Source organism: Fibrella aquatilis (genome assembly GCF_017353255.1).
Lineage (GTDB): Bacteria > Bacteroidota > Bacteroidia > Cytophagales > Spirosomataceae > Fibrella > Fibrella aquatilis.
On the sequence record NZ_JAFMYU010000004.1, the window covers coordinates 1 to 12,841 of the forward strand.

Annotated in this window: 13 protein-coding genes; all 13 read right to left on the minus strand. The window is 54.1% G+C overall.

All coding sequences use genetic code 11. The annotated features are described in order from the left end of the window. Nucleotides 1–1,433, minus strand: a 1,433-nt coding sequence (locus J2I48_RS06195) for an SdrD B-like domain-containing protein (protein WP_207334547.1), incomplete at its 3' end; no start/stop codon positions are given. Nucleotides 1,434–2,366: 933 nt separating this feature from the next. Further along, entirely contained in the window at nt 2,367–5,627 is a 3,261-nt protein-coding gene (locus tag J2I48_RS06200) for a hypothetical protein (RefSeq protein ID WP_207334548.1), read from the minus strand. Nucleotides 5,628–5,663: 36 nt separating this feature from the next. Further along, on the minus strand, nt 5,664–6,719 hold the full coding sequence (locus tag J2I48_RS06205) for an NAD(P)/FAD-dependent oxidoreductase (RefSeq protein ID WP_207334549.1): 1,056 nt from the start codon (nt 6,717–6,719) through the stop codon (nt 5,664–5,666). Next, nucleotides 6,716–7,444: a (d)CMP kinase gene (gene cmk, locus J2I48_RS06210; protein WP_207334550.1), complete on the minus strand. Its 729-nt coding sequence runs from the start codon at nt 7,442–7,444 to the stop codon at nt 6,716–6,718. The genes J2I48_RS06205 and cmk overlap by 4 nt, the downstream gene beginning before the upstream one ends. Before the next feature lie 45 nt (nt 7,445–7,489). Continuing rightward, nucleotides 7,490–8,038 carry a GNAT family N-acetyltransferase gene (locus J2I48_RS06215; protein WP_207334551.1) on the minus strand — a complete coding sequence of 183 codons (549 nt, stop codon included), beginning with the start codon at nt 8,036–8,038 and terminating at the stop codon, nt 7,490–7,492. Between the two features lie 93 nt (nt 8,039–8,131). Next, a complete protein-coding gene (locus J2I48_RS06220; protein WP_207334552.1) occupies nt 8,132–8,287 on the minus strand; it encodes a DUF8506 family protein in 156 nt (51 codons plus the stop codon). Beyond that, nucleotides 8,271–8,621 (minus strand): hypothetical protein, encoded by a 351-nt coding sequence (locus tag J2I48_RS06225; RefSeq protein ID WP_229375851.1) that lies wholly within the window; start codon nt 8,619–8,621, stop codon nt 8,271–8,273. Before J2I48_RS06225 ends, J2I48_RS06220 begins: the two co-directional genes overlap by 17 nt. A 51-nt stretch (nt 8,622–8,672) precedes the next feature. Continuing rightward, nucleotides 8,673–8,873 (minus strand): helix-turn-helix transcriptional regulator, encoded by a 201-nt coding sequence (locus tag J2I48_RS06230; RefSeq protein WP_207334553.1) that lies wholly within the window; start codon nt 8,871–8,873, stop codon nt 8,673–8,675. Beyond that, nucleotides 8,870–9,316: a hypothetical protein gene (locus J2I48_RS06235; protein WP_207334554.1), complete on the minus strand. Its 447-nt coding sequence runs from the start codon at nt 9,314–9,316 to the stop codon at nt 8,870–8,872. The genes J2I48_RS06230 and J2I48_RS06235 overlap by 4 nt, the downstream gene beginning before the upstream one ends. A gap of 165 nt (nt 9,317–9,481) precedes the next feature. Next, nucleotides 9,482–9,808, minus strand: coding sequence for an L-rhamnose mutarotase (locus J2I48_RS06240; RefSeq protein WP_207334555.1), 327 nt, complete (start codon nt 9,806–9,808; stop codon nt 9,482–9,484). 118 nt (nt 9,809–9,926) lie between these two features. Further along, the gene (gene fucP / locus J2I48_RS06245) at nt 9,927–11,189 is read right to left on the minus strand and encodes an L-fucose:H+ symporter permease (protein WP_207334556.1); all 1,263 of its coding nucleotides are present in this window, start codon (nt 11,187–11,189) and stop codon (nt 9,927–9,929) included. A gap of 9 nt (nt 11,190–11,198) precedes the next feature. Next, nucleotides 11,199–11,981: an L-fucose dehydrogenase gene (locus J2I48_RS06250; protein ID WP_207334557.1), complete on the minus strand. Its 783-nt coding sequence runs from the start codon at nt 11,979–11,981 to the stop codon at nt 11,199–11,201. Between the two features lie 6 nt (nt 11,982–11,987). Further along, nucleotides 11,988–12,812 (minus strand): amidohydrolase family protein, encoded by an 825-nt coding sequence (locus J2I48_RS06255; protein WP_207334558.1) that lies wholly within the window; start codon nt 12,810–12,812, stop codon nt 11,988–11,990. Between the last annotated feature and the right edge of the window lie 29 nt (nt 12,813–12,841).

Sequence of the window (12,841 nt, forward strand, 5' to 3'; positions counted from 1 at the left end):
AAGCCCGCGTCGACGGTGGTGTTGTTCTCCCCTGAGGTCAGCGTCACACTGCCCGAGCGGCCCGTGAGCAGATCAGCGTCCGAGTCCAGGGCCTTGTCCGTACCTGAGAGCGGCGTGGTGGTGCTGAAGTTGGCCGGTGGGGTGAAGCCCACGACATAGCTGTTGCTGACGCCCGGCGTCAGACCCGTAAAGCTGTAGAGGCCCGACCCGTTGGTGGTGGTGGTGGCCACGGCCGACCCATTGAGGTAGAGCGTGACGAGCACACCCGGAATGGGGGTGTCACCCGCATTCTGCACACCGTCTTTGTTCTTATCGTTAAAGACGTAGTCGCCAATTGAAGCAGGCTTGATGTAGCCAGCGTCCAGATCAGGGTTGAACTCACCGGGAGCCAACGTAACTGAAGCAGTCTTACCCGTAACTGGGTTGACGTCCGAATCAATCGCGCCATTGCTACCTACCAACGGCGAGGTAGTGGTGAAGCCGGTTGGCGTGGCAAACCCAACGGCATAGCTGTTGCTGCTGCCGGGGGTCAGACCCGTGAAACTATAGAAGCCCGTGGCATCGGTGGTGGTTGTCGCTACGGCACTACCATTTTGGAAAAGCGTGACCAGCACACCCTGGATAGGCGTATCGACACCTGCATCCTGGAGACCGTTAGCATTTTTATCCTCAAAGACGTAATTGCCCAAACCTGCGGTTCTGCCAGGTTGAACGATAATGTTACAGCAGTTGCTGACGGGGCACGCATTGCGGGTGGCCGCAAACGAGAAAATGCCGGGTCCTTTGATGACCAGGTTGCCGTTGGCGTCTACGCTAGCTACTGTGCTCGACGCTGAAATGGGTTGGCCACCGGCCAGCCAGGTGAAACTCGTAAAGCCTGTTGGCTTGTCGACCGTATACTCGTCGCCAGGGTACCAGGTAATGGGTACCGAGAAGCAGGCATTATCATAATCATCTTCCAGCAGATCGCCGTTGCCGGGAATCGAGTTGGCATCGGTACCATCCATCGACTTCACCTCGGCGGCGTTGAAGGCCACGCCCTCTGCGTCTACCCGCGCCTTCACCAGCAGGGTTACGGTTTGGTTGGGAGCAATGGAACCAATCGTCCAGGTGCCCAACCCTGTGGCAGCCGTGGCACTATACGTACCAACCGAAGCCGTCGACGACTGCATGGTACTGTAGCCCAGCGCCATCGAGTCGCTTACCACCACACTTGTGGCCGTAGCCGAACCGGTGTTGGTAACTGCTACAGTATACGTAACGACCTCGCCCAATGCAGGCGAGGCATTACTGATAGATTTGGTGAGGCTTAGATTGACCTGGCTACTTTGAGCAAATGCCCCAGTAAGCAGCCCGGTCAATGACAGCAACCCCGCCAGCATTATCTGGCGATAAAACCTTAGCCCACTTGTGCGCTGAGGAGGTACTGACATGGCTGAAAAAGCCAACAAATAGGCCATATATGTGCCTATTCGGTGCCAGACCTGATTAAGTAAAGATCGATCATTCATTGTAAGTGGACTTATTAAGAGGCTTAAAAACTGGACTAGCGGCATATATCTGGATCGCCTGTCGGGGGGTTCAGCTCGATGAGGTGGTTTATCAGCCTCGTGAGATGGCCTTCGTACAAAAGCCCGCCGGGCCGCTGTAGCCTGAAATGCTGGTGTATATTGAGTAAAAAACCGCCACACAGGCAGTATGCACAGCAGTTGTGCGGCCACCTGCCAAATGAAACGGAGCAGTGTACTCCCGTTGGCAGGAATCATGGCGTAACGCCGAGGCATGTTCTGTTCTGAATACGTCCGAATCAGGCCGGATTTCAGCGTAGAGATTACGTTCATCTGCAACTAATTTGTGGCGGTTAACTCACTATTGACCTCCATACAAGCGCAGCCAATTATTTCGACTGCCCCACCCGTAAAAGTCACGGGGGCCAGACTGAATGGCTTGTATGAATTACACAATGCTTATTTATCTAAAACTATGCCAAAGGGATAGTTAATCAGTTCGATTCGTTACTTAGATCGTTAATGATCTCATATTAAGCTGATTACGGTATTTTCCCTTAGCGAGGCTTTTATCGACCCCGCAACAGATATGGCTGGCGGTGAGCCAACATTGGATGGGCCTGCGTTTTGGGGGTTAAGCTAAAACTATGCCAAATAACCCGCCAGTGGTGGATGCTTCCGAATCGTTTTGGCCAAAAGAGATTAGCCAACAAGTAGCTAAATCGTAATTGATGGCACCTATTTTACTTAAGTCTTTATACGGTAACCAGCTATAGTTACGTGCTTATCTCAACAGCATGTTCACAAAAAAAGCCCCGTTCTCACGGGGCTTTTTCACAATATTAAAGACGGCATTTGTTAAAAATCGTACCCCAGCGTCAAGTAGCCAATAGGCTTGTTGACCACATTGTTTTCCAGGCCCCAGGCATAATCAAACTTCACATAGTAGCCCAGCAGCATAGTGCGGGCACCCACGCCGTAGCCAATCAGGAAGGGGTTTTTGAAGTTGGTCACCTTGGCGCGGAAAGGGCTGCTACTACCAACCGGAGCTTCAATCACGGTGGTATTCAAACTATTTTCCCGGCTGAGTGGGCCACTGCCGCCCGTCCAGGCGGTACCAATATCGCTGAAGCCCACAAACTGTAAATTACGCAGGAAATTAGAGGTGATATTACCTTGGTACAACAACCGAACCAGCGGAAAACGAAGCTCGGCATTAGCCAGCAAATGGCTGGTACCCGTAACCTTACCCAGGGCAAAACCCCGTAGCGGTGCTACGAATTCAAGGAAAAACGCGTTGCGCACATTGTAGCCAACAGGCAGTAGCAGGGGGTTACGGCTAGTGGGTTCTTTGCTGTTATTGACCCAGTTTTCCATACCACCCAGTACGCTCTCTTTGGGTGCTGCCCCACCGGACTGACTGTACGATAGCCGCAGAGCTAGAACCAGGTCACGGTAGATGCGCTGGTAGTGGCGCACGTCGGCGGTGATCCGGTTGAATGATTCCCGCGACGATGCCAGCCCGGCATAGTTATCATACCGGAGTTTAAACCGGCTGCCCTCCAGCATATTCATGCCATTAATTTTAGTGTTGTCGAATACCAATTCGGCCCGCGCACCGGCATAGTCCGACACCCGGTCGGGCTTACCCTGAAACGACAAATCAATTTGCCGCGTCATGGTGAAATTGGGTGATACGCTAAGCCGGGTGTTGACCGAAATTGGGTACGAAGCCGTCAGCGCTACCCGATTATACCGATACCGCTGACTGAATTCGTTCGCATCGACAAAAAGGGTATTGCGGTCTACGCGCAGCCCAAAGTCTACCCGGTGCGTTAGGTTTTGGTACTCAAACCAGAGGTCGCTATTACGCAGTTGGTTAAACGTGACAAAGAAACCAGCCTTCACAATGTGGTTTTCGAGCAAGTCATTGAGGGCAATATTCTGCGAATAACCAAAGCCCCGAATCGGGTCTACGCGAAATGCGGACTTAGAATCGCTGGCCACAAATAGGCCATTATAGTTAAACGGGCCCCGCACAGTCACGTTTTCACGCCGCCGCGAACGGGGCAGCCCAGGGCTTTGGGTGGTTGTGCTGCCCAGCGTGGTGGCTGCCGTGCGGCGCTGCCGGTACTCGGCCGCCTTCAGCACGTCGGGGTCAAATTCGTAATTCTCGGTGTCTACCTCGCCGGGGGCCAGGGTCATGCGGGGGGGCAGCGAGGGGGCAACGGCGCTCTGTGGCTGGGGCTTAGCCACCGCCACAGTGTCGCGACGAGGCACGGCCGTGGTGTCACGTTGGGCAACCGGAGCAGCTTTCGGCACTGGTTTCACGTTCAACCCCAGACTAATGGCCCGCTGGGTCATGGGTACGTCGGCGGACGATTCGGTGAGTTTAGCCCGGAAACCAATATGTATGGCCCCATTTTGCATGGCGCTATACACAAAGCCGCCGTTGGCTGGCACGTAGTCGTAGTGCATGATGCTGGTAGGCAACGACGTCACCACGGCGTCGGTTTGTTCCTCTATAGATCGTTTGTAGAGCGTCCTGATGCCATTCCGGTCAGAGAGATAATAGACTTGATTCTCGTTCAGGGGCAGGGGCATGGTAGCCCGCGCCAGCGAGTCGGTAATGCGTCGCACTGACGTAGTACGGGGTGTGGCCTCCATGGCATACAAACTAAACTGGTCACGGATGGTCTTATACGACCCCTTGTCTACATTGAGCGTGTCCTGATACCGGTTCGACGAAAACACGATCTGCCGACCTGACCGGCCCACAAAGCGCGGGTTCAGGTCGTCGTAGAGATCGTTGGTCAATTGCTGGTAGTTGTTGCGATTTAGGCTGTAGAGAAACAGATCGTTTTGTCCCTTGCGAACGGCACTCAAAATCAGACTCCCCCCGTCGACCGAGGCATCGATGCTGCTGATCTGCGACAGCCCGCTGATCTGCTGATTCAGCACCAGTTTGGGACGCTTGTCGAGATCTGCATATATATATAGGTATGGATGCCCGCGCTCTTCTACCAAAATCACCAGCCGGTTGTCCCGTTGCCAAGAGATCAACGGGGTGTTGGGCCGGTAGCTGATGCCATCCAGACGATAGCCGCCGCTGAGTATCGAGAATGATTTTTTGGTGGTCGTGTTGACTACTTCCACCTTGTACTTGCCATCACGAACGGTTGAATAAGCGAAGTACTGCTTGTCGGGGCTTAATTTTAGGCTGTTTAATTGAACGGGCGTTTTAGAATTCGACAGCGTAATTCGAAAATCGTCAGGGTTGGCTTTAAATGCAGCCGTAAACGGACTTGCCTGATTAGTATAGTAGTCGCGCCAGTCGCGCAGGAACCGGTTGTAGGGAATGCCCAGTGTGCTCTGAATGCTGCTCTGCTCGTTGCGGATGATCCGGGTCAGGTTCAGGATGTTCGATATATTGTCGCGGCCGTATTTCTGACCGATGTAATTCCAGATTGACTGCCCTACGCGCTCAGCCTCAATGCCCGTCAGATTCGACGGTTTACGGATGGGGCGGTTGATCGATGCGTCGCGGATGTAGTCGTCCAGTTCAGCACTCCAGCCTTCGGCCACGTAAGCTGCCATGCCGGGCATAAACCAGTCGGGTAGGGTAAGCAACAGCGAACTTTGGAGTGCATCCTTCAGGCTACCCCCATAGAGCATGTCATAGACGTAGAGCATCGACACGTCGCGGAGCAGCTGCCGCCGGAAGCTGACCTGATCGCCGGTGAAGGCCAATTCAACCCGCGATTTCGACAAATCGACTTCTTTGCGGTTCAGATCGCCCAGGGGTGCCGCGCCAATATTGCTTTGGGCCAGTTCTTCGGGCGAATTATACAGAAATAGCTTAATCCGGTTGTAGGGGGTATAGCCCAGCAGTTCGGTGATGCGGTCGAAATCTGATTCGGCGTACTGCGCGGCTAGGTTGGCGATCTGCTCACCGTCTTCGTAGAAATAAATTTCGAAGTTCGACGTCCGCACAATCTTCCAGTCGAAGGTGCGGTATTGAATCCGGTTTTTGCCGAACTGTTCCATCGAGGGGTAATTCTGCGCAACGGCGGCGGTACCCAGCCCCAAACACAACAAAAGGAGATATAACTGACGCATACTGAGCGAGCTAACTAACGTTTTGGAGTAACTTACTTATAACGAATGAAAACGGCTAATATTTACGGCCTCATTTATTTCTTGCCCTGCCCACAAGGCACCCGCAAAGTGATTGGCCAGGTAGGGCGCGAGCGATACGCCTTTGGTACCCATACCCCCAAAAATACCGATTCGTGGCAACTGAGGGTGTATACCCACAAACGGGCGACGGTCTTTGGTAGATGGCCGGATGCCCGCCTGCTGCTGGGTAACGGTAAACGGAATGCGCAGCAACGCACGGGCCTTTGTCTCTAGAAACGTACGCCCCGCCCCGGTTGTTTGCCAGTCTAGTTCATGCCACGAATACGTAGCCCCAATACGAATGGTGGTGGCGTTAATGGGCATGATGAAAATGCCCTGGTTGATGATATCCCGAACGGGGTAGTCGGCCACGGTGGCAGTCAGGATTTCGCCTTTCACCACGTTATAGGGCAGGTACGAAAACAGCGGATTAGCCTTGCCATGCGGGCCTTCGCAGAAGAGTACATACCGGTAGCGAACGCCCGCATACGTCACCGAGTCTGCGCCAATAGTCAGGCTATCTAACTGAATGTCAGCGGATAAGAACCGGTTTTTTGCTACGAAATACGCCCGCACGGCTCCCACAAACGCGGGCAAATCGACCCAACCGGCCTGCGTAACGCGCAACCCACCATAAGGATTGCTGACCACAGCACCGTAGACCGTTTCGTCGCCGGGTTCGCCAACGTACGCCGCCAGGTCTGAGTTAGCGGCAATGGCCTGATAGTCAGACCGCTCTTTCTCGTCGCGATACGGGCGGTAGATGCACAGCGGAGTAAAAAACGACCGGTTTAGCTGCTGTTCGGCGGCGGTGTAGAACTCATGTAGATAGGGAAACAGGCGGTCAGCCTCCCAGGTGCGCACCAGTTTCCGGCCCGTGAGGGGGTTCACGATGCCCGCCGCTACTGCCGATGCCGCCGGTAACGCTGCCGATGAGGCCACCGTGACTGAGCAGCCGTAGCGTTCCAGCGTGAGAGCCAGCACTGACCCGGCCACCCCCTGCCCCACCACGAGCACGTCGGCCACGCTCATGAAGTGAAGGGTTCGCGGTCACGCCCGAAATGACCCCGGCGGTGCAGCTTGGCAATGTGCCGGTCGGCCAGTTCTACCACCCATTCCACCTGCTCATCAATCATCATAAACGAGGTGTCGAGCAGGATAGCATCGGCGGCCTGCGTGAGCGGACTTTCGGAGCGGGTGCTGTCGATATGATCGCGCTTTTCCAGGTTGCGCACAATGTCGTCGAGGTTGACGAGTTCGCCTTTTTCGAGCAGTTCCACCTGCCGCCGCTTAGCCCGAATGAAGGTGTCGGCGGTCATAAACACTTTCACCTCAGCATCGGGGAAAACTTTGGTGCCAATGTCGCGGCCGTCCATGACCACGCCCCGTTTGCGGCCCATGCGCTGCTGCTGCGCCACCATAGCCCGCCGCACTTCTACGATGGTGCTGACTTCAGAGACCATATTGGAAATGTACATTTTCCGGATCTCGTCTTCCACGTTCAGCCCGTTGAGGCAGGTTTCATTGCGGCCCGTCTTTTCATTGAAATTAAACGATACGTGCAGGTTTTCCAGCGCCGTGGCAATGGCCCTGGGGTCGGTATGCGAAACGCTGTTCTGGTGAAAGTACAAACTCACGGCGCGGTACATGGCCCCGGTGTCGATGTAGGCATAGCCCATGCGGGCGGCAACCGCTTTGGCCGTGGTGCTTTTCCCACAACTGGAATACCCGTCTATGGCAATGATTATTTTCGACATGAATCTCCGTTGAACTGGCCCGCAAAGAAACCACAATCGGGGCGTTTATGAAAGTTGGCCCTGCTGCTGAAGGTACTCGTCGCGCAGGATGGCGTAGATGTGTTCGTCCACAAATTTGTTGTTCTTGATGGCCCCTTGCAGCAGCGTGGCCTCGTGCCGGAAGTGGGCGCGTTCCAGCACTTTCATCGAGCCAATGTTGCCATCTAACACGCAGGCAAACACCCGGTTAACCTGCGTATTGTTGAAGATGTAGTTGACCATTACGGGCATTACTTCTGTGATGATACCCCGCCCCCAGTAGGGTTCGGCCAGCCAGTAGCCTACCTCGGCGTTGTAGCGGTAGAGATCGTCGCGAACGGTATAACCCACGTTACCCACGGCCTCACCGTCGACCTCAATGGCCAGGTTAGTAGGCAGTTGATACGTTTTGTTCGAGCGCACCCAGGAGGTGGCATCGCGTAGGGTATAGGGATAAGGAAAAAAATCGCGCACCCAGTTCCAGATGTTGCGGTTGCTGGCGTGCCGCGACAGGGCCTCTTCATCGCCCTCGCGCCAGGAACGCAGTCGGCAGGTGGTTAAATCGATGCTGGTCAACGGAATAGTCTTATGGCGGGCAAATAGGGGGTTGTCTCGCGAAATAACAACCCTACGGCCTGTTTGTTACCCGAACATTACCCAGCAGGCACCCTACAGGTCGCGGGCTTTCACATGCACGATCTTGCCATCCCGCACAATCACCAGCGTCTCATCATCACGCTTGGCCCGCTCAACCAGCTTTTTGTGTGCCAGACGAAACCCTGTCAATACTTTCTCAGAAAGGTCTTTCTTATTCTGAATATCCATCGTGATTCATGATTTGCGTCCAGCAGTCTAGATCAAAAACAACCGTTTCTTCACCAAGTCCACCAGCAGCTACTTCTATTACAGCTTCTTCACCATTGTTTAGCACGATGAAATAATCGCAGACGGGTATGTATAGCGTTAGCAAGTTATGCAATGCCCGGTCATACCGACGGCGAATAACGGCCTCTGGTATATTATGACCGCCCGCAGCTACTCGTTTTGCCACCCCTTCAACGGCTACCTCTGGCGAGGAGAGATACACAAAAACTAGCGTAACCGTATACCCCAACGCCCTGGCTCGCCGAATGGTTTGGACGTACGACCGTGTCGACAACGTAGTTTCTATGGCAAAGTCAGCGCCGTTAGAGCGTAGCGTAATGACCAGTTAATCAACATCTTCCAGACTAAACAAAGCCTCTACTGACTGGGTAAATACGGCGGCTAATTTAAGAGCCAGCACGGTTGAAGGCACGTACCGGCCCGTTTCGATGGAGTTGATCGTTTGCCGACTCACACCGATCCGTTCGGCCAGTTCCGCCTGCGACAGGTTATGCTCGGCCCGTGCCACTTTGAGTCTGTTTTTCATGCCGTCAGCAGTTTATCATTCTTGTAAATAAGCCACCGAAAACGCGCAATGAACACCAGCAACACGGTGAACATATTATAAATCATGACGTTGAAAAATGCTACATCGTATAGCGTTAGAATAGCGACAGCCAGTATCAAATAGTTGGCATATACGCTCCATTGCAATGCTTTAAGGCGTAGCTGACTAATCATTTCATCTTCTGTTTTTTCTTTTGAAAAAGCAATCAATAAAAGACCAACGATGAGGCCAATCCCGGCTAACTCATCGACCATATTGCCGTGAGCAATGCTAAGCATATTGTTGAGTGCCGATGTGCTATCTGTAGTCCTCCCTATCACATCGGCTGTATACAGATTCACCAGACCCACAAAAGCCGACGGCAGGAAAATCAACCAGCCAATAAGCCGGTAACGATGCGGAAATAACAAGCGTGTGTTCATGATGATGTAAAGTATGTTTGACAGCACAAGTATCAAACAAGTTTTCCTTATTGTCAAGTATTCTTGTCATAATTTTTCAAACCTATAAGGAAAAGGAAACCTTATAGGTTGCATCGGCGTAGACTGCTGTAGCTCAACCTATAAGGTCTCCTTCTCCTTATAGGTTTACAAAGCGTAAATCTGCTTCATCAACACCCATTTCTCGCCGGGCTGGGCAAAGGGCAGGGCTTGTTGATAGGTCCACATCAGGGCTTCCCACTCCTGCACCATTGGGTTGTCGGCGTCCATCTGCGCCTTTCGCTCAAAGGAAAATGTATCGTCGGTCTCCATGAGCATCACCAGCCGGTTGCCTGCCCGGTAGAGATCCATACCGGTGATGCCAGCCGCCCGGATCGTAGCCTCTATTTCGGGCCGCATCGTGGCGTGGTAGTGTTCATACTCGGCAATTAGCGCCGGGTCATCTTTTAAATCGAGAGCAAGGACGTGGAGCATGTGGTGAAAGAGCGAATTGTGAAAGAGCGAAAGAGTGAATAGTGAAGGAGCGAAAGAGTGTGGTCCGGTTGGAGTACGCTCGCGTCAGTCGGACCACACTCTTTCGCTCTTTCACCATTCACTCTTTCACCAAATGCCCCCGCCAGCCGTACCAGGCTACGACCAGGAAGCATAGCAGGGGGACAATGTAGGCCAGTTGGATATTGCTTTGGTCGGAGATGAGGCCCATGAACAGGGGAAAGAACGCGCCACCCGCCACCGACATCACCAGTAGCGACGAACCAAACTCACGGTCCTGACCCAGTTTGTTGATACCCAGCGCGAAAATGGTGGGAAACATGACAGATTCGAAGAAGGGCACAGCGAACACCGCCAGCACGGCCAGTTCTGACTTGAACGTGAGCGCCCCCAGCAACAGCACCATACAGGCTAATGAGCAGATCATGAGCAGGCGGTTTGCAGGTATAAAGCGCGTCAGGTATGTACCCACAAACCGGCCGATCAGGAAACCCAGCAGCGCATAACCCAACCAGGCAGCCGCCTGTTTCTCGGGTATATTGCTGGTGTATTTGGCAAACCGGATAAAGAAACTTGTAACGCATACCTGCGCCCCGACGTAGAAAAACTGGGCAATTACCGCGCCCGACAAATGCCGGTGCCGCCACGCCGACCGCAACGATGATACCCGACCGGTTACCTGCTCCTGCACGGCGGGCAGTTTGGTAAACATGAAAAAGGCCATCACCGCCAGCACTACCAGCGCAATAATGATGTAGGGTAGTTTGACCGAATCGGCTTCCGATTGCAGGTACTGATTCAGCGCCGTGGGCGTCATGGCAGCTAGTTCGGCGGGGGTGTGCTCAACGCCGCTCAGGATGAACTTACCCCCCAAAAACGGCGCCACAAACGACCCCAGCCCGTTGAACGACTGGCTTAGGTTCAGCCGCGTTGTGGCCGATTCGGGCGGGCCTAGCAGGGTAACGTAGGGGTTGGCGGCCGTTTCGAGAAACGCACAGCCCGACGCAATGATAAACAACGCGCCCAGAAATAGCATATACAGCCGGGTGTTGGCAGCTGGCACAAACAGCAACGCGCCAATGACGTACAGGCCCAATCCCATCAGAATACCCTGTTTGTATCCGTATTTCCGCATCACCAACCCCGCCGGAATAGCCATGATGAAATAAGCCAGATACACTGACGAGTCGATCAGGGCCGACTGTAAGTCAGTGAGTTGACACGCTTTCTTCAGGTGTGGAATCAGGATCGGCTCCAGGTTATGGACAAAGGCCCACAGGAAAAACAGGCTCGTAATGAGTGCAAACGCCAGCTTAACGTTGCCGGTCGGAGTGGCAGTGGTGGCAGTGGTGGGATGGGTCATGGGAGTAGGTTAAATAGCTCTGTCTAAATGCGTATAGCCTCCATCCACGTGGATGAGTTGGCCGGTGGTGTGGCTGGAGCGGTCAGAGAGTAAGAAAGCAACCGTATTGGCAACTTCGGTGGGGGTAGTCATCCGGTTTTCCAATGGAATATTGGCGGTAATCTGTTGCAATTTGGCGGCGGGGTCGGGTAGGGTGTTAAGCCAATTTTCGTAGAGCGGTGTCCAGCATTCGGCCACCACCACAGCGTTGACCCGAATGCCGTTGGGCAGGAGTTCCACGGCCCATTCGCGGGTGAGGGCATTACGTCCCCCGTTGGCGGCGGCATAGGCCGAGGTGCCCCCCTGACCCGTTTCAGCCACTTTCGAAGTGATATTCACAATAGCCCCGCGCGACATTTTCAGGGCGGGCAAGGCATGATGTGCCATGAGGTAATAATGTACTACGTTGCGGTGCAATGAGGTCATAAATGCATCGTAACTACCTGACGTTAAGCTCACGCCATCGTTCACGCCCGCGTTGTTGACCAGCCCGTGCAACTGCCCGCCAGTTTGTGCCAGCACATCATCTACCGCCCGTTGGCAGTCGTCGGGCCTGGTTAAATCAGCAACGGCCCCGATAGCCCGGCCACCGCCAGTGGTCAGGTTGGCAAGCGTTTGTTGCAGGGCGGCTTCGTCACGGTCTACCAGCGCCACCGTGGCACCCTCCCCCACCAGCACCCGCGCAATGCCCTCGCCAATGCCCTTGGCCCCGCCCGTGATGAGAATGACTTTGTCTTGTAGGTTCAGGTTCATGGCTTTTTATAGTTTGTAAAACCGTTGTGCATTGCCGCCAAACACCTTTGCCCGGGCCTCGTCGCCCCACTTCGACACGTATTCTTCTACTACGGTTTTCACCTGCGTATAGTCAGCAGCGGTAAGACAAACGGGCCAATCAGAACCAAATAGGAGCCGGTCAGGGCCGAAATGTTCAAAGACCACGTCGAGGTAGGGAAACAGGTCGGCTTTGCTCCAGTTTTGCCAGTCGGCCTCGGTCACAATGCCCGACACTTTGCACGATACATTGGGCTGCTTGGCAATCTCGGCCATGAAGTTCGACCAGCGGCTGATCTCTTGCTTCCGAATCACGGGCTTAGCCAGATGGTCGATCACGAAGTTGACCTCCGGTATGGCCCGCACCAGGTGCAGCGCAGCTTTCAATTGGCTGGGGTAGATGAGAATATCGTAGGTAAAATCGAAGGCGGCGAGTTGCCGAATGCCCCGAACAACATCCGGGCGCGTCAGGAAATCATCGGGTTCGGCCTGCGCCACGTGCCGAAATCCCCGGATCTCTTCATACTGCGAATAAGCCTCCAGCCGGTCGTAGATATCGTTGGCCTGCAAATCGACCCAACCCACCACGCCCCGGACAAAACCATAGGCCTGCATCATATTAACCAGAAACAAGGTCTCTTCGTCAGACTGACTGGCCTGCACAGCCACGCACCCGTCTATGCCATTGGCACGAAGAACAGGCTCCAGATCGGCCGGCATGAAATCACGCCGCAACACGGCCATCTCGTCGGTGAGCCAGGTGTCACGGTCGGGGTTATAAACCCAGAAATGTTGGTGTGCGTCGATGGTCATGGAAGGACGTTAGATGTTGGACGTTGGAC